The organism is Chryseobacterium sp. ERMR1:04, assembly GCF_001297705.1.
In the GTDB taxonomy this organism is placed as follows: domain Bacteria; phylum Bacteroidota; class Bacteroidia; order Flavobacteriales; family Weeksellaceae; genus Chryseobacterium.
This window is the reverse complement of the sequence record NZ_LIRF01000003.1, coordinates 423,768-440,539: the sequence shown is the minus strand read 5'-3', so window position 1 is coordinate 440,539 and position 16,772 is coordinate 423,768. Positions and strand designations below refer to the sequence as shown.

Here is a 16,772-nt window from a genome sequence, read left to right as displayed (position 1 = left end):
TGGTCAAATATATAAGGTTGATATATTTCCTTTTTATGACCTTAATCAATGTTTTCATTTTTTTTATTTTTTACTCTGTAAAAAGCGAAAATGAAGATTTGTGGTACTGATGTGGTATTGCTTTTTATATAAATTGATGAAAATTATTATTTCTTTATTTTTTGATAGTGAGCTCAATGGTGTTTGATTCTATAGATGAAAAAAGGAAGATTGAGAATATTGAAAAAAAATATAAAAACTATCAAACCATTTAATTGTATGGATTTAAAATTCATTGAAGGTAATTTATGGACCGCCAGGAAAATAGAAAACACGTATGTCGTATGCTTAAAAGATTTTTCAAACATCATGGAGGGCTTAACAGATTTTGTGGTCGACCAGAAGATTAAACACGGAAAAATAAAAGGACTAGGAAATGTAAACGAAGCCATTTTAAGTTTTTTCAATCCTTCAACGAAAAGAAAATTTCATATAAAATTTGACGCCAAAATACGTTTATCAGAGATCTTTGGTACGCTTTCTGAGATGGATGGCATCCCGATATTCCATCTTGAAACTACTTTAGAGCGGGAAAACCACACGAATTTGGTTGGCCACCTTTTGGATGCCAGAATAGTTGGGGATAATGAATTCTTTTTTTACCCCTTAGAAACTAAAATCATTGAATTCAAAAGTGAGTTTTTTGGTTTTAATTAATGGTTGTGCATTTTGACACTTTGTTTAAAAACACCTTTGTATTGTCTTATCACCGCAAGGATAAACAAGGATTTGGTGTTTTAATTTGACTCCCAAAATGCACAACAGGTATACATTAGTTTTCTACAATCTTTAGATTTTGTAAGTAGGTAGTACACCCTTCAAAATCAAAATAATTGGTTTTTAATAATTCTATCTGATATTTTATCGGTAAATAATGCCCCCATTTTGAAAAGTCTAAAATCCCGGGATTACGCTCTATTAATTCACTTAAAGCCTGATCTACATTGACGCTGCTTAACTCATTTAAAATAGATATAAAAGCAGAGGCTGAATAATGGATGATCTCAAATGAAATATTTTTTTTGTCCAGATGATGATCAATATTTATCGTATCCATAATAAAGCTTAAAGTTCTGTTGATTCTTGAACTTGTAAACGAATACAATGTAAGATGATAGTTGCTTGATAATAAAGGTCTTTGCGTTTTAACATCAGTAATTTCGTAAGGATAAAACTCTGTACGGAGTTCATTAATCACTTCTTGCCCAATCTCATCTAAAAACTCAAACGTTTCTTTTGAAAGGAGAATTTCCAACATTTTTTCTCTTATTTTAAGCGCTACATCAGTTCCATCACCACCAAACAACGGCTTTTTACCATCATTCGCAGGAGTCACTTCTATTTTTTTTGCTTTAAAATCAATATCTATAATTTTCCAAATCTTTGCAGATAAAAAAACATTCTGATCATGTATCAACTGAGATGAGAATGGCAATTCACCAATTTTAATTCCTTTATTTGAAACTTTAAAAAGGGTATCTGATTTAAAAAGAGTGTAGAAATCTTTATTGTTAACTACTTTTTCACCTTCAATACCGATAATAAATTCATTGCCTAATTTTTCAAGAAAGTCGATAGCAGTAAGATGAAGAATAATGTCTTTTATTTCCTCCGTTTCTATATTCGAAAAAGTAGTATTATTTTTCAGTTGTTCTAAAAGATCCGTTAAAATAATTCCGGAAATTCCTTTTACAATGGATAAAAGCTGATGAACCAACACATCGTAAGGCTTTTTGTTGACAGCAATGGGTTCTATATACTGTTCTTTATACAAAAGCCAGCATGCCAAAGATTGCAGTAAACTCCAAGGATCGGTGGCGTATAAAAACAAATTACTTTCTTTACCTTCTCGCCTTCCGCTTCTTCCAACTCTTTGAATAAGGGATGCAATGCTGTGGGTGGCATCAATTTGAACAACTTCATCTACATTTCCAATATCAATTCCCAATTCTAAGGTTGATGTACAGGAAATGCAAAAATTTTGGTGAGATTGATTTTTTGCGAAAAATTCTACATATTCCCGAACTTCTTTATCAACCGATGAATGGTGAGAGAAATAATTGGGATGGCCTCCTACCTGATCTGAAATCTTTTTAAGTTTAACCGCCACTTCCTCTACTCTTCCTCTGGCATTCGGAAAAACCAGAACTTTGCTTTCTCTGGTCCGAACATACAGATCTTTTAACAACGCTAATGGAAGCTCTGATGAACTTGCCTGAAAGTATTTAAAGACAGCATTGATGGGCTTAGGAGTAATATCTCTAATGATCTTTGTGTTCCCCGTATTTCCCAGAAATTCTTTTAATTCAACATATTTATTGGCATCACTCACCGTAGCAGAAAGTCCTACAATACTGAATTTATTTTTATTAATGCTCTGCAAACGGTTGAGTAAAGATTTAAGCTGAATACCTCGATCCGAACCTAAAAAAGAATGAATTTCATCAATAACGACATACTCCAATGAAGAAAATAAATGATGCACGTTGTAAGGTTTATTCACAAACATCGCTTCAATAGATTCCGGAGTAATGAGTACGATGCCGTTCGGATCTTTTATCAACTTGTCTTTTTGTCCTTTACTGGCTTCGCCATGCCATTTGGTCACGGAAACATCAAGATATTCACAAAGCTCTTCAACACGGCGAAACTGGTCATTAATCAAAGCAATCAACGGCGAAATATAAAGAACTTTTACGCCTTGTTCCTTGAAATTGACTTTAGACAAAATAGGCAGAAAAGCAGCCTCAGTTTTACCCGAAGCTGTTCTTGATATCAGTACATAATTATGATCCGTAGAAATTATTTTTTGGATAGCAGCCTCCTGAATAGGCCGTAAGCTCTCCCATTTTTTATCTCTGATGTATTTTCTTATCGGCTCTGAAAGTAAGTTGAATGAACTCATAATTCTTCAATGCTATCTAAGGCTACCAGATCACTTGGTCTTTCGTCTGAAATTTCAATATCTCCGAAAAGTCTTCTTTTATCCACTTCTGGATTTTGCCTGATGATATTCAGAATATTTAAGAAATCACGAATCACTTCCCTTGGCGTTAGAAATTCTGAGGCACCCGGTTTGTTGAACATCTCTTCCATAAAAGCTGAAATCTCATCGTCTGAAATACTGAGTTCCGTTTTATAATTCAAATCAAAAATTAGCTTTAATTTTTTCAGAAGGACAAAAATTTCATTGTGATCTAAAGGTGTTAATTTAATCACGGGTTGTGCAAAATCTCTTATCTCCAGGGTTTCAAATTTATTGGTTTCCAGCCTGGATTTTAAAGCCTGATAACTAAAAAGCCCTCTCCTTTCATTCTCCAAAAACTCTTTAGTTCCTGCAAAATTGATGAATAGATTTGAAATTTTCCCCTGAAAACAATCGTTGTAAATCGATAATATTTTTTCGTAATTTTTATCTCTCGCTGCAGCCGTAGAAATTTTATACAGATTGATGGCTTCATCCAAATTGATCATAAAACCGCTGTATCCCATGCTCACAAATAGCTTACAGAAGTTTTTAAGCATATCGTAATAATTGGAATCATTAATGATCTCTCGAGCGCCAAGATCTTGTTTGGCTTCTGTTTTCGTTTTGTATTCTCCTTTTAGCCATTTTAGGGCATTTCTGCGCAATAGCTCATCATTTTTAATGTAGCCTTCGTAGTATTTTACAATCACATATCCGAAATCAAAACCACCAACTTCGGTGATCTCATTAACGGTTTTCATAATTGAATGTTGAATCAGATTTAAATACTGTTCATTTCTAATTTCAGAAAGCGGAATCGTATTTTCTTCGGCAGTTTTAGCAATCACCTGCTCAATCCATTTTTCCAATAAAGTCTGCAATGCGCCTCCTTCTGGTTTTGTCTGAATCGCAATATTATCCATGATGGCAGAATATAGAATCACACTTTTTCCATCGTTGGAATACAGCCTGTTATCAGGTGTAAAATCTGCATTGGCAACCACAAATTTCTGTTTTAACGCTACGGTATTGAGCAAATGAAGCATAAAAGATTTTCCGCTACCGAAATCTCCGATCCAGAATTTCACTAAGCTGTGTCCATTTTTCACGTCTTCTAAAGAACCAATACATGCATTTACTTCTTCGGATCTTCCTACGGTAATATGCTGCACTCCTATTTTGGGTACGACACCGCTTACCAGAGAGTTGATAATAGAGGTGGCTTCTTTAGGTTTTATATTGTCAATCATTGTTTAAAAGTTTTTGGTAATAATTGGTATTAATAGTAAAGTATTCATCTTCTTCTTCAATCAGAATATCATCAAGGATTTCAAAACAGGTATCATTAATGGATTCAATGGTTGATCCCATAAACAGGTTTTTAGTTTTAATAAAATCTGAAAATTCGCTTTGCAGAATATTAAAACTCTGTCTTTCGAACAGGTCTAATATTTTCTTCTGAATATCTGTCAGATGAAGTTCCTCAATATATTTTGATTTTTGAAGTTCCGGATGTTCACGGGTGATGTTAAAAGTTATTTCTTGGGTGTTTTCTGTTTCTTCTGATTGGATAAAAATATTTTCTGTTTCCAACTCATCGCTTAAAAGATCGCCTAATATTTTACTTACTTCCGAGTCCAGCTTCTGAACATTTTCAATTGCTTCTCTGTTGATGATGATTTTTTTCCTTTTGGGTTCGTATAATAGATTCACCTTTTCAATGGAGGATTCCAGATTTCGATGGGAAACAAATTCACTCATGATCTTCTCGAAATCCACAAGTTGCTCATTCGTTGAAAATAAATTCTTCTGAATGGTTTTTGTGAGCTGTTTATTATCGAATTTCGGTGAGTTTAAATCTTTATCTAAGTAATGAATATACAGTCTTAACGCACAAGTTTTATGGTGTTCAGAGATGAATTTCGAGGCTTCGAAATAGATCATATCAGCCGATGGATTTTTTATATTTACATCCGCCAATCTGAAAATCTCCCTTTCAAAAGCAATGGGATTGGTGTAATCCTGTTTGATGATCTCGAATTTATCTTTCCAGCGATTGGTATTATTTTCATTGAGAATGATATTGGTTTTAGCATCTGCATCCAGAATCTGACCTTGATTTTCAAGTAAAAAAAGATCTAATTTAGAGACTATTTTTCGATTAAACTGATGGAGAATATCCTGATGCGTATATGTGAAATCGGTATTGACTTTTCTTTTAATTCCGTAGACTTCCCGTATATTATTTTCGCATAATTTTAGAATATGATTATAAATTTCACCTTGCACAGACTCATAGGTATATTTATAATTCATGCTTTCTTTTCTGTAGTTGTATTGCAGTGCTACAATAATTTCCGATAGCTCATCAATAACTGTCGGATACGATTTATTCACCGGAATACAATGGTTTTTAAGATATTCAACGGCTCTTAAAAGCTGTTTCAGAATCTGAATCCTGCAATATTCAATTTCATTAAAAACGTTATCTCCAAATCTTAAGGTATTGAGAAGGGTAATCTGCTCTTCCGAAAGATTGAGTTTTTGGGTATATTTTTTTCCAATTTTCCAATCATCAGGATTGTATTGTTGGGCAGGAATAGAATGAATATTTTCCTGAATGATTGGCAATATCATTTCAGCTCCAAAATTAATCGGAGTATCGGTATTTCCTGAAACATCAATAATAGAGTCGTCTTCACTATTGGTAAAAGACGAATTATTGCTTAGCATAATATCTGTGTTTGAAAGTTTAGTGGCAAAAATTATTTTTATTTCCTGTAATGCTGGTTATAGTATTGTAATTTTCAAAATTGGTCATTTTAAATAAAATTGAGTTATGGCTATACTAGTTTTTGCTTGTATTGATCAAGAATCAATAGACTAATATAAAAATATATTCATTCAAATGTATAAACAATTGAAAAAAATTATTTACGGTTTTCCGTAACATGAAGATCAACTTGTTTAAACTTTTATTTTAACCGCAAAAGTGACAAAAGATTAACATATTAGTGACTTTAAGCTGAGTATTAGGCTACAAATAAGAGCACATAAGTTTTTAAAAATCTTTGCATATTGAGCGGAGTCGAAATATTATTCTTTTGTATACTTTTGCTTTCTCAATAACCAATAAATCAACGATAGCTTTTGATTCTTCTGCGGTTAAATTTTTAATTAGTTTAAACAGGTTCAATATTTAAAGCAAAAAAAGACCACTCAAAATGAATGGTCTTTTGCAATTTATTTAATTATTTACTTCAATCTATTTTTAGAAATACGGATGCTATACATCGTAATTAAAACAGTTACCAAAAGGAATAAAGCTCCAATCCATGGGGTACTTTCTATTCCTAATGCTGAAGTTACAATCAAACCTCCTGAATAAGAACCAATCGCGATCCCAATATTAAACGCCGCAATATTGATTCCTGAAGCTACATCTTCTGTGCCCGGCAATTCTTTTTCAGCGATCTGAACCACCAAAAGTTGTAATCCCGGAACCGTAGCAAACGATAATGCTCCCAAAAAGAAAAGCGTAATAATACTCAAAACCGGACTGTTTACCGTGAAATAAAACGTCAATAAAACCAAGCCTTGTGCTGCAAACATCCAAAGCAGTACTTTCAATGGATTCTTATTGGCTACTTTTCCACCGATTAAATTTCCTAAAGCAATCGCAATTCCGTAAATCAATAAAATAATGGTTACCACTGATTCTTTAAACCCTGTAATCTCCTGTAAAATAGGCGATAAATACGTGAATACCACAAAAGTCCCACCATATCCCATCGCAGTCATTAGGAAAGCAAAAATTAAACGTCTGTTGGTTAATACTTTCAACTGTTGTTTTAAAGATGCCGTTTTTCCTTTCTGTAAATTTTTCGGAATCAAAATTATACTTGCTATTAACCCGATTATTCCTAAAATGGCTACTCCGATAAAAGTGGCTCTCCATCCAAAATGTTGTCCGATAAAAGTTCCCAACGGAACACCGGTTACAATCGCCAACGTTAATCCTGCAAACATAATGGAGATTGCGGTAGCCCTTTTTTCCTCAGGAACCAGAGAAGCGGCAATCGTAGATCCGATAGAAAAATAAACCCCGTGTGCAAAACCTGTTAAGATTCTTGCCAATACCAAAGTGATAAACCCAGGAGCAATAGAAGCTAAGCCGTTTCCAATAACAAATAGTATCATAATGGCGATTAATAAAGCTTTTCGGGGTACTTTTCCTGTTAAAGCTGTTAATATAGGAGCGCCAATCGCAACCCCGATGGCATATAAACTGACCAACAGTCCGGCTGATGGAATGGAAATATTCAGATCACTGGCAACGGTTGGGAGAAGTCCTACAATAACAAACTCCGTTGTTCCGATTCCGAAAGCGCTTATCGTTAATGCCCAAAGGGCTGCAGGCAATTTTTTCTTTTTTATGATGGGACGATCAGGATTCATGTTGATCTCATTTTGATAATTCATTGTATTTATTTTTAATGATTTTAACACTACAAATTTCCGAGGATTTATTGTATTATAAAAATTAGATAAATAGTAGTTAGTTATCATTAAAATAATAGATAGATTTAATTCTAGCTAGAAGTTGGGTACGTTTCTAAAACATCAATTAAATTATAGATATTTATAGGAGGTTTCGACTCCGCTCAGCCTGACAGTTGATAAAACAGCGGATAGTATTAGTATTGTCAGGTTGAGCGGAGTCGAAACTTTTATTGCAAATTATACCTAAGTTTATCTGAAAAGTATTAGATAAAATTAAAAACTTTCTACCCTTACCATTTTCAAACAAAAGCTTTGAGAGAGTTCATCAAAAAAGTTGTTCCTTTGTATAAAATACCAGTTAGTATCTTATGAAGAAATCGGAAGCAACCCGTTTAAATATTCTACGAAAAGCGTTTGAATTGATCTATGAAAAAGGCTATCAGACGACCAGTGTAGATGAGATCATTGCGACCACTCAGGTTACAAAAGGGGCGTTCTATTATCATTTTAAAACTAAAGATGAGATGGGCTTGGCGATCATCAATGAACTGATGAGATCTTCCTTTCAGGATACTTTTATTGATCCTTTTAAGCTTTCGGAAAATCCGTTAGACACCATTTATAATCTAATGGAAAATATTCTGATGGACAATGAATTTTTAAAGGTTGAATACGGCTGCCCCACTTCCAATTTTACACAGGAAATGGCACCATGGAATATTGAGTTTACCAAAGCACTGAACAAGCTTTCTTCAGAATGGGAAAATGCAATGATTGAAGCTATAGAAAAAGGAAAGAAAAACGGAAAAGTACAACCGGATGTTAATGCAAAAGGAGTGGCCATTTTTGTGATGTCCGGATATTGGGGAATTAGAAATCTGGGGAAATTAGAAAACTCAAAATCAATATATCTTGTTTATTTAAAACAACTTACATCTTATTTTAATTCGTTAAGATAATTTTTTATTAAAAAACATACCAATTAGTATGTTTTTATTTTACCTTTGCTGCATCTAAAAATGAAAAGATGTACCAAACGCTTACTTTTTTGCATTCTATATTTCGTTGGCTGGTTTTATTAAGCCTTATTTATTCCCTATTTATCGCTTACAAAGGGTATTTTTCTCACAAGAAATTTTCAAAAACAGACGATTCGGTAAGACATTGGACGGCAACAATCGCCCACGTACAATTAATTTTGGGAATCACTTTATATTCTCAAAGCCCGATTGTAAAATACTTTTGGAACAACTTCAGTACTGCCAAAGAATCTATTGATCTCTTATTTTTCGGATTAATCCATATTTTTATGATGCTATTTTCTATCGTCTTAATCACCATCGGATCGGCATTAACAAAAAGAAAAACAACGGACAAAGAAAAATTTAAAACGATGTTAATCTGGTATACGATTGCCCTAATCATTATTTTCATTGCCATTCCGTGGCCATTCTCACCTCTTGCTAACAGACCTTATTTCAGATAATTATGATAGATTTATTTAAAACAAAGATCGGACGATTAAGAATTCTTGCTATTTTGGAAGGAATCTCTTTATTAACCTTAGTATTCATCGCAGTTCCATTAAAATACGGAATGGAAAATCCTGCTTTAGTAAAAATGATGGGCCCTATCCACGGTACCTTATTTCTCCTTTTTCTTTTCAATACATTAAGTGTAGGTGTAGAGCAACATTGGAAGTTTAAAGAAACAACCTGGAAAGTACTTTTAGCGTGTTTTATTCCGTTTGGAACCTTTTATATTGATCATAAAATATTAAGCAAACTATGAAAAACATATTAATTTTTTGCGGAATTATTCTTACCGTTTATGTTGTTTACCGTGTCTACAGATACCAGACATTAGAGAATGGCTTAGATAAGCTGATTAAAAACGGAGCCGTTATTTTAGATGTAAGAACAGAGAAAGAATATGCAATGGGACATATTGATGGATCTTTGAATATTTCTTTAGGAACGATAAGGGAAAGATATGTAGAACTGGATTCAAATAAAACCTATATCACCGTCTGTTCACACGGACTTAGAAGTGTAAAAGTTGAACATATTTTGAAGGAAAAAGGCTTTAAAAAGGTTTATAATGGTGGTGCCTGGAGTGATTTACAGAAAAGTCTTAAATAAAAATATCGAAAGAGTTTTTTACAGCTCTTTCGATATAACAAAGTATAGAAACTAAAATATTGAAGGGTTTTTACAATATGGTTTAGTTCTTAGTTATTTTTAAATCCTTAAAATATCCTATTGTTCCGATATCTACCCATAAACCAATACTACCCGATTTCATTTTTCCTTTTCTTTCATTTACAATAAAAGATGGAAATTTTTGATTATTGATATAAAGAAATATTTTCTCATTTTTTAATTCCAATCGAAAAGTTATCCATTCGTTTAATCCTACATCAGCGTAAGTTTCATACTGACCTTTAAATTCTTCTTTTCTTAATTTTTCAAATTTAAAATCAGGATATGCATAATATTGTACGCTGTGATTTCTATGAAATTGAACTTCAGATCTTCCCACTTTAGGTCTTAAATAAACAGCTTCGAAAGCCGAATTATCATCATTAATATTAAATGCCAATCCTATAAAACCTTGCGCAAATTCAAATGGTGAAGGATTCTGAATTTGACTTAAAACTTTCACCTCAATAATACCATTTTCCATATTTTCATTGCTAAGCTTAACAAAAGTGGGTTCATCTACAGTGTTTTCGAGGTGATTTACATCGAAAGGTATTTTAGTTAAATCTCTTTCAATTTTCAAAACTTTTTCGCCTTTAAAATCTACAACAGAAGATGTAACATTAGAAATTTCAAATTGCTTATTTTCGAATTGTATGGTTTGTGCTGACATAGTAAAAAATGATATCAAAGAAAATATAATGATTAAAACTCTCGTCAGTCTAAATTTTTTGTTTTGCTTCTTCAATTGTTACGGTTTTTCCTAATGCCCCAAACTCATGAAGATCTCCAAAAACCTCAATTCTGATGGATTGATCCAACCCTCCTATTTTTAAAGCATCAAAACCATTCTCCTGAATTAGTTTTTCAATTTCAGCATCAATCGTTTCATCATTATTGGCATAAAACAAAACAGCTTTTTCAGGAGTTTGATGAGAAGAGCCTGATAAAGATGCTACGCCTAACGTACCAAATGCTTTAACTAATTTTGCATCTTTAGGCAGATAAGAAGCATTAATTTCTCCCGCAGATTCATTTTCTCCTATAATTTTTTTGAAACCTCCATTTTCATCAGGGGCAATAGGATTTGATGGATCAATAATAATTTTCCCTTCTAAATCTGTTGAATATTCTTTTAAAAATCCTCCAATTGTTTCAAATGGAATGGCTAGAATTACAATATCTGCATCTTTTACAGCGGTTGTGATATCATTGGGTTTTGCGTTCCATTTTTCAGCAAGTTCTTTTGCCTTTTCTGAACTTCTATCAGCGGCGATAAAACTGGTATTTGATGTTGCAAAATTTCCTGCAACTGCCTGTCCGATGTTTCCTAAACCGATAACGGCTACTTTTGAATTTGATGTCATAACTATTTCTTTTATTTAATTTATACTGCAAATTTCTGTTGAAAAGAGGCTTCTTTCCAATAAACTGCATCAAGAAATAGTATTGATCTAGATTAAGACTTTGACTTTACGAGCCTGTTTCTCAATCTGCTCAGGAATTCGGGAGTGATACCTAAAAAAGAAGCGATTTGCGTTTGTGGAAGGCGATTGGATAAATGAGAATAGGTTTCCATAAAAGAAAGATAGCGTTCTTCCGCAGTAGAACTGATATTTTGAAGCAATCGATTCTGAAGGGTAACAAAACTATTTTCTATTAAAACCCTAAAAATACGGTCAAATTTTGGAGCTGAAATATATAATTTAATAAGATCTTCATGAGTGATTTGCAACACCATGGTATCTTCTATAGCATCTATACTCAATTCTGAAGCACTTCTCTTATGAAAACTTCCAATGTCAATCATCCACCAGTTTTCGGGAGCAAATTGTATGATATGGGTGTTTCCTTTTTCATCAATTTTATACATTCGTAAACATCCACGAACAATGAAATTGAATTGATTACAAACATCCCCTTCCTGCAAAACATACTGTCTTTTGCGGTATAACCTTGATTTAAAAAGTTCTGTTACAAGCTTTTTTTCTTCCGAATTCAACGGAATAATCTGATTAAAATAATCAATCAGAGGCTCCACCGAAGTTTGTAAAATTTTTTCTTTCATCGTGAAATTTTGCGTCACAAATGTAAGACAAAAAACAAATAAGCTATCCTACATCTAGAATAGCTTTTGTATGAGGTTTTTAATTATTTTGAGCATCAATCCAAACCACTTTTTGTTCAGATTGATGATCTTGACCGATAATATCTTTATATAATTCAGGTCTTCGAGCTTGAATATATCGAAATCCGCCAGCTTGGATCAATTTTTCAGGAGTTATAGCGATGGTTTCAAAGCTATCATCAAACGAACGACATTCTGCAATGATGTCACCAAAAGGATCAATAATCATGGAACAGCCATTTTTTAATTGATCGTCATCCATTCCGATAGGATTTGAAAACACAACATATGCAGCATTGTCATACGCTCTCGAAGGTAACCATTTCATTAGCCAGTCTCTTCCTTTCATTCCGTCGAATTCAAGTCGTAAAGAGGTTGGGTCTGCTACTCTATTTTCCCAAAGTTTTGGATCTACAAAACCTGCGCCCGGCCTTGTGGAAGGCGTACACATCGTAACATGAGGCATGAAAATAATATCTGCACCCAGCAATTTTGTAGCTCTTACATTTTCGATAATATTATTGTCGTAGCAAATCAGAATGCCACACTTCCAGCCATGAATTTCAAATACACAAAATTCATTTCCCGGCGTAAGATTAGGATTAATAAACGGATGTAATTTTCTGTATTTCGCAACCAATCCGGTTTTATCTACACAGACATACGCTTTGAATAGATTATCATGTTCATCTTTTTCAAAAAGACCTGCTAAAATGGTGATGTTATAATTCTCTGCGATTTCTTTTAGTTTTTGAATACTTTTTCCGTCCGGAATAGGCTCTGCAACATCTAGAAGCTGTTCTTTATTGAGTTTTCTGGCAAATGTATAACCTGTAATGGAACATTCATGGAAAGCAATCACATGAGAACCTTTAGAAGCCGCTTCCTTCGCCAGTTTTTCTATGATGGAAAGATTGTAAGCTTTATCGCCGCTTTTATTTTCAAATTGTGCTGTTGAAATTGTAAGATTAATCATCTTTTTTTTCTACAAATCTATGATCACTACAAATCTAAAAATTGTAAAAAACCGACATCCATTATTTTGAATGAATTTCTATAAAGTTTACTGCCAGTTTATTTTCTGTTTTTGAATATTGATTAGGGGTGAGTCCGATATTATTGTTGAATTCTTTAATCAAATGAGATTGGTCAGCATAACCCGCATGATAAGAAAGTTCTGTAATATTTTCTTCAGTATTTGTTTTCATCAAGTTTAAGAAATAATGAAGTCGGGCAATATTGCTGTATTTTTTAGGAGATAATCCCATATACTGTTGAAATTTTCTTTCGATTTGACGCTCAGAATATCCGGTGAAATGTTCCAATTCTTTTGATGTGACAATGCCTTTATTCTGAAGAATATACTGTTGGGTTGCTTGTATAAGTTCATAATCGGAATTAATTATTTTAAACAAAAATGTTGTGAAATAAATATTTAAATCATTAATAATTAATGTAGGATCAACGTTGTAAAAAAGCTTTTCCTGAAAAACCTGCATTTCTTTTTTTAAAACATCTTCTACAGAAACAATTTGATTCTGAACTTCTTTTGCAGAAATCTTAAGGAGAATATTTAGGAAATAAGGCTGAAATACCACTGCCATTAAAGAAAACGAACCGTTGGTCACCAAATCTTTGTACTGCGTTAGCTGTCCATAGAAAAATGAAAGTGGCAGGCTGTTTCCTGATAAATCCTGCAGATTGATATTACCCGATAGAATAAGCCCGGTATTTCCGTCGGTAAATAACCTCAATCTCTTTACATCATTCTCAGAATTTTCCAAGAATATATAATGTTTGATGTAGGATGCTAAATGTTTCGGCGGAGAAATCTGCATAGACCAAAATTAGTCAAATTAGGGTTAACCTGTTTATGATTTAAACTTTTTAACGATCCATGGTAAGGTAAGCCCTTGTCCCAATAAAGAAATTAAAACTACAACCACTGATAAAAAGACGATCTCATTCCGCATAGGAAATGGTTCGCCATTCTCTAATGTTTCAGGAATACCAATGGCGATGGCCAAGGAGACAATTCCTCTCATTCCTGACCACGTAATGATAAAACTTGTTTTGGAATCAAACAATGCATCTTCACTGATCCTACGTTTCCCCTGAAAGGCTTTTTGAAGGTTAAACTGCTGCAGATAAACACGAGCCATTCTTATTAACAAGGTTATCAAAACGATGATGGCGGCATAGCCTGTAAAGGTCCAAACTTGTGCCTGAGGCATTTTCTTTAAGATAATAGGGAATTCCAGACCGATCAATAAAAAGATCAAACCATTCAGTAAAAAAATAATGATGTCCCAAAAGTTTCGGGATTGGTCTTTTACATGATCCGGGAATTTGTTTCGACTTAATTTAGACATTCCCAATCCTAAAATTACCACCGCAATCACTCCGGAAACGTTAAAATGCTCTGCAATAAGATACGTCACAAAAGGCATTAATAAAATCAAACTGTTGACCACCATCGCATCGGAACGAAAGAACCTAATGGTAAGTGATAACGCCTTAAAAACTAACCAGCCTACAACAAAACCGCCGCCTAAAACCAGTAAAAATTCTAAAGAAGCTTTCCAGGTTACAAAGGCAATTCCCGTTACAGCTGCTACCGCAAAACGATACGCTACCAATGCTGAAGCATCATTGATCAAGCTTTCACCTTCCAATATGGTTACCGTTTTATGAGGAATTCCGAGTCCTTTGGTTACTCCAACTGCAGCGACAGCATCTGTCGCAGAAAGAATAGATCCCAATACAAAAGCTAACGGCCAGGTCATTCCCGGAATTAAATAATAGGCCAGCACCGCAATTCCGGCGGTGGTTATAAACACCAATCCTATCGCTAAGGTGCTAATGGTATTGATATTGGTTTTAAAATCCTGAAAAGAAATATTGAAAGCTGCATCATACAGCAACGGTGGCAAAAAAAGAAGCATAATAATTTCCGGATTCATCTCTATTTCCGGCATTGCAGGAATAAAACCAAATAAAATTCCAACAACCAGAAGAAGCATCGGTACCGGAATTTTAATTTTCCCCGCAAAACCTGATGCCCCGATCATCAGCGCCATAATCATTAAAATAACTGCATAGTTTTCCATTAAACTTCTTTTTTAATTGCTATTCTTTCTTAAGTGTAACGAATAACCCTATTACCATTAATTTAAAAGTAGCGAAAAAAAGTAGAATATAATTTCAAGCCTCTATAAATCTGGAATAAATTCTTTTGGTCAGGTTTTTGAATAATAATTAATATCAATGAATTACAGCATTATAATTTATTTATTTTTCATTTTCACTCAAATCACTTAAAATACTATATTATGTCAACACAAAATCTTACGCATCTCGAAGCAATTAAAAAAATCAAAGAACTCTCGGAAAAAGCCAGAATCTGTATGTTCTGTACAGAATTGGATGTTACCCCAATCAATTCCCGCCCCATGGGCTTACAGGAAACGGATGACAGTGGAAATCTCTGGTTTATCAGCAGTGCAGACAGCAATAAAAATTTCGAAATTAAAGAAGACCGAAGAGTACAATTGTTTTTTATGAATAACGGAGATTCTCAATATCTTTCTGTTTATGGAACGGCTTCGGTCTATAAAGACAAAGCAACGATTGAAGAAAAATGGTCGCCTATAGCAAAAGCTTGGTTTGACGGAAAAGATGACCCCAATGTCACCATTATTCGGGTAGAGCCGAAAGAAACCTATTATTGGGATACCAAAGCCGGAAAACTGGTAAGCCTACTCAGTTTTGCAGCCTCTGCTATTACCGGAATTAAAACCAATAATTCCGATGGTGTAGAAGGAACTGCATCTGTATAATTTCTTCAATTTTCAATGATAAAAAACAGGCTGCCTTTTTTGAGACAGCCTGTTTTATTATTTTACCATTTATTGAGTCCAAGTAATTTTTTGCCTAGTTCAGAAAGCTCAGCAATTGGATAGTTCTTTTCTCTTTTTAAAGGATCTCCAGGGAATCCGTCTCCATCCGGACAAATTCTGTCGTGCCAAGAATTTAATCTCCATTGTCTAAGATCTTCGTTCTCTTCATCCGCAGGAACCATTGAAATATATTGTGCTATACGTACTTTGTCTTCACTATTATTAGCTCTTATTCCATGAGGTTCTGAGCTGTTGAAAATTAAAAGATCTCCTGCTTCCATTTTTACTTTTGTAGGCGTAAATCCTGTTGTATCAGGCTTAAAAGGGTTACGATCTGCAGGTTGCGTTAATTTCCAAGTGTCATACGTTCGGAATAATTCAGGAATACATTGGAAACCTCCCATTTCCTCATCAGTTTGATCTGCTAAAGCCAATACTCCTTGTACATTCTGTGGTTTAGTTTCAGGATCATAATCCCAATGAATAAAGCCTTTATATTCAAATCCCGGGCGAATCGGAAAATTAAGATTAGCTCTGTCAATGCTTACCCAAAGATGATCTGTTCCCCAAATATCCGCAAAAGCCTGTTGTAATTTTGGAGCCTGACGGTTTTCCCATAAAACAGGCGTGTTATAAACTTCTACCATTCCGGCATTGTTGAGCTCCTTCATTTTGTGCTCAGTTTGCGGTACAGTATACCAAGTGTCTTTATTATTGTGATCTTTACCTTCATATTCCCAAAGAAAAGCAGCGCTTTTTGCAGCCTGTTCTTTTGAGATGACTCCTTTTACAACAACGTATCCGTTTTCAATCCAAAATTTCCAATCTTCCTCAGAAAGAATTCTTAAAGGTTCGTTGTGTACTCTTTTTGATAATTTAGGGTTGTTTTTTGTAATTGTTGAAGGATTTCCTGGATTTGGCTCCCCCATTTTACCACCACTCATGTGATTCATCATTGGTCCTTTTTCTAATTTTTTTTCCATGTCTTTTAATATTTTATGTATGTTAGTAATACAAAGTTGTGGATAAAACTT

The 16,772-nt window shown here is 33.9% G+C and carries 17 protein-coding genes; 6 read left to right on the top strand and 11 right to left on the bottom strand.

Features of this window, described 5'->3' with window-relative positions:
- Positions 1 to 258 precede the first annotated feature (258 nt).
- Positions 259 to 696: a DUF296 domain-containing protein gene (locus AMQ68_RS02140; protein WP_054509988.1), complete on the top strand. Its 438-nt coding sequence runs from the start codon at positions 259 to 261 to the stop codon at positions 694 to 696.
- A gap of 115 nt (positions 697 to 811) precedes the next feature.
- Here the strand turns inward: AMQ68_RS02140 and AMQ68_RS02135 are convergent, their stop codons facing one another.
- The 4 genes from AMQ68_RS02135 to AMQ68_RS02120 form a co-directional block, all read right to left on the bottom strand.
- On the bottom strand, positions 812 to 2,944 hold the full coding sequence (locus tag AMQ68_RS02135) for a DEAD/DEAH box helicase (RefSeq protein WP_054508982.1): 2,133 nt from the start codon (positions 2,942 to 2,944) through the stop codon (positions 812 to 814).
- Positions 2,941 to 4,257 (bottom strand): ATP-binding protein, encoded by a 1,317-nt coding sequence (locus tag AMQ68_RS02130; RefSeq protein WP_054508981.1) that lies wholly within the window; start codon positions 4,255 to 4,257, stop codon positions 2,941 to 2,943. Before AMQ68_RS02130 ends, AMQ68_RS02135 begins: the two co-directional genes overlap by 4 nt.
- Entirely contained in the window at positions 4,250 to 5,740 is a 1,491-nt protein-coding gene (locus AMQ68_RS02125; RefSeq protein ID WP_054508980.1) for a tellurite resistance TerB C-terminal domain-containing protein, read from the bottom strand. Before AMQ68_RS02125 ends, AMQ68_RS02130 begins: the two co-directional genes overlap by 8 nt.
- A gap of 522 nt (positions 5,741 to 6,262) precedes the next feature.
- The gene (locus AMQ68_RS02120; RefSeq protein WP_241775076.1) at positions 6,263 to 7,465 is read right to left on the bottom strand and encodes an MFS transporter; all 1,203 of its coding nucleotides are present in this window, start codon (positions 7,463 to 7,465) and stop codon (positions 6,263 to 6,265) included.
- Positions 7,466 to 7,878: 413 nt separating this feature from the next.
- Between AMQ68_RS02120 and AMQ68_RS02115 the strand changes: the two genes are divergently transcribed.
- The 4 genes from AMQ68_RS02115 (at position 7,879) to AMQ68_RS02100 (ending at position 9,651) form a co-directional block, all read left to right on the top strand.
- Entirely contained in the window at positions 7,879 to 8,469 is a 591-nt protein-coding gene (locus tag AMQ68_RS02115; protein WP_054508978.1) for a TetR/AcrR family transcriptional regulator, read from the top strand.
- An 89-nt stretch (positions 8,470 to 8,558) separates the two neighbouring features.
- Positions 8,559 to 8,996 carry a hypothetical protein gene (locus AMQ68_RS02110; RefSeq protein ID WP_241775025.1) on the top strand — a complete coding sequence of 146 codons (438 nt, stop codon included), beginning with the start codon at positions 8,559 to 8,561 and terminating at the stop codon, positions 8,994 to 8,996.
- A gap of 2 nt (positions 8,997 to 8,998) precedes the next feature.
- Positions 8,999 to 9,301, top strand: coding sequence for a DUF3817 domain-containing protein (locus AMQ68_RS02105; RefSeq protein WP_054508976.1), 303 nt, complete (start codon positions 8,999 to 9,001; stop codon positions 9,299 to 9,301).
- The gene (locus AMQ68_RS02100; protein ID WP_054508975.1) at positions 9,298 to 9,651 is read left to right on the top strand and encodes a rhodanese-like domain-containing protein; all 354 of its coding nucleotides are present in this window, start codon (positions 9,298 to 9,300) and stop codon (positions 9,649 to 9,651) included. The genes AMQ68_RS02105 and AMQ68_RS02100 overlap by 4 nt, the downstream gene beginning before the upstream one ends.
- An 82-nt stretch (positions 9,652 to 9,733) precedes the next feature.
- Here AMQ68_RS02100 and AMQ68_RS02095 read toward each other — a convergent pair whose 3' ends face one another.
- The 6 genes from AMQ68_RS02095 to AMQ68_RS02070 all read right to left on the bottom strand — a co-directional run bounded on the left by AMQ68_RS02095 (position 9,734) and on the right by AMQ68_RS02070 (position 14,949).
- Positions 9,734 to 10,384, bottom strand: coding sequence for a hypothetical protein (locus AMQ68_RS02095; RefSeq protein WP_054508974.1), 651 nt, complete (start codon positions 10,382 to 10,384; stop codon positions 9,734 to 9,736).
- Between the two features lie 49 nt (positions 10,385 to 10,433).
- Complete coding sequence (locus AMQ68_RS02090) at positions 10,434 to 11,078, bottom strand: NADPH-dependent F420 reductase (protein ID WP_054508973.1); 645 nt, start codon at positions 11,076 to 11,078, stop codon at positions 10,434 to 10,436.
- A 92-nt stretch (positions 11,079 to 11,170) separates the two neighbouring features.
- Complete coding sequence (locus AMQ68_RS02085; protein WP_054508972.1) at positions 11,171 to 11,779, bottom strand: Crp/Fnr family transcriptional regulator; 609 nt, start codon at positions 11,777 to 11,779, stop codon at positions 11,171 to 11,173.
- 79 nt (positions 11,780 to 11,858) lie between these two features.
- A complete protein-coding gene (locus tag AMQ68_RS02080) occupies positions 11,859 to 12,815 on the bottom strand; it encodes a nitrilase family protein (protein WP_054508971.1) in 957 nt (318 codons plus the stop codon).
- Between the two features lie 61 nt (positions 12,816 to 12,876).
- Positions 12,877 to 13,677, bottom strand: a complete 801-nt coding sequence (locus AMQ68_RS02075; protein ID WP_054508970.1) for an AraC family transcriptional regulator — start codon at positions 13,675 to 13,677, stop codon at positions 12,877 to 12,879.
- Positions 13,678 to 13,710: 33 nt separating this feature from the next.
- On the bottom strand, positions 13,711 to 14,949 hold the full coding sequence (locus tag AMQ68_RS02070; RefSeq protein WP_054508969.1) for a Na+/H+ antiporter: 1,239 nt from the start codon (positions 14,947 to 14,949) through the stop codon (positions 13,711 to 13,713).
- A 222-nt stretch (positions 14,950 to 15,171) separates the two neighbouring features.
- Here AMQ68_RS02070 and AMQ68_RS02065 point away from each other — a divergent pair, with 222 nt between their 5' ends.
- The gene (locus AMQ68_RS02065) at positions 15,172 to 15,678 is read left to right on the top strand and encodes a pyridoxamine 5'-phosphate oxidase family protein (RefSeq protein WP_054508968.1); all 507 of its coding nucleotides are present in this window, start codon (positions 15,172 to 15,174) and stop codon (positions 15,676 to 15,678) included.
- A gap of 62 nt (positions 15,679 to 15,740) precedes the next feature.
- Here AMQ68_RS02065 and AMQ68_RS02060 read toward each other — a convergent pair whose 3' ends face one another.
- On the bottom strand, positions 15,741 to 16,721 hold the full coding sequence (locus AMQ68_RS02060) for a phytanoyl-CoA dioxygenase family protein (RefSeq protein ID WP_082383946.1): 981 nt from the start codon (positions 16,719 to 16,721) through the stop codon (positions 15,741 to 15,743).
- Positions 16,722 to 16,772 lie beyond the last annotated feature (51 nt).

Bases quoted from the DNA above. Each gene is read 5' to 3' on its own strand.
- AMQ68_RS02135 (WP_054508982.1), bottom strand. From the start codon at position 2,944: ATGAGTTCATTCAACTTACTTTCAGAGCCGATAAGAAAATACATCAGA.
- AMQ68_RS02120 (WP_241775076.1), bottom strand. From the start codon at position 7,465: ATGAATCCTGATCGTCCCATCATAAAAAAGAAAAAATTGCCTGCAGCC.
- AMQ68_RS02100 (WP_054508975.1), top strand. From the start codon at position 9,298: ATGAAAAACATATTAATTTTTTGCGGAATTATTCTTACCGTTTATGTT.
- AMQ68_RS02070 (WP_054508969.1), bottom strand. From the start codon at position 14,949: ATGGAAAACTATGCAGTTATTTTAATGATTATGGCGCTGATGATCGGG.
- AMQ68_RS02105 (WP_054508976.1), top strand. From the start codon at position 8,999: ATGATAGATTTATTTAAAACAAAGATCGGACGATTAAGAATTCTTGCT.
- AMQ68_RS02060 (WP_082383946.1), bottom strand. From the start codon at position 16,721: ATGGAAAAAAAATTAGAAAAAGGACCAATGATGAATCACATGAGTGGT.
- AMQ68_RS02115 (WP_054508978.1), top strand. From the start codon at position 7,879: ATGAAGAAATCGGAAGCAACCCGTTTAAATATTCTACGAAAAGCGTTT.
- AMQ68_RS02130 (WP_054508981.1), bottom strand. From the start codon at position 4,257: ATGATTGACAATATAAAACCTAAAGAAGCCACCTCTATTATCAACTCT.
- AMQ68_RS02095 (WP_054508974.1), bottom strand. From the start codon at position 10,384: ATGTCAGCACAAACCATACAATTCGAAAATAAGCAATTTGAAATTTCT.
- AMQ68_RS02075 (WP_054508970.1), bottom strand. From the start codon at position 13,677: ATGCAGATTTCTCCGCCGAAACATTTAGCATCCTACATCAAACATTAT.
- AMQ68_RS02080 (WP_054508971.1), bottom strand. From the start codon at position 12,815: ATGATTAATCTTACAATTTCAACAGCACAATTTGAAAATAAAAGCGGC.
- AMQ68_RS02140 (WP_054509988.1), top strand. From the start codon at position 259: ATGGATTTAAAATTCATTGAAGGTAATTTATGGACCGCCAGGAAAATA.
- AMQ68_RS02125 (WP_054508980.1), bottom strand. From the start codon at position 5,740: ATGCTAAGCAATAATTCGTCTTTTACCAATAGTGAAGACGACTCTATT.
- AMQ68_RS02065 (WP_054508968.1), top strand. From the start codon at position 15,172: ATGTCAACACAAAATCTTACGCATCTCGAAGCAATTAAAAAAATCAAA.
- AMQ68_RS02085 (WP_054508972.1), bottom strand. From the start codon at position 11,779: ATGAAAGAAAAAATTTTACAAACTTCGGTGGAGCCTCTGATTGATTAT.
- AMQ68_RS02090 (WP_054508973.1), bottom strand. From the start codon at position 11,078: ATGACATCAAATTCAAAAGTAGCCGTTATCGGTTTAGGAAACATCGGA.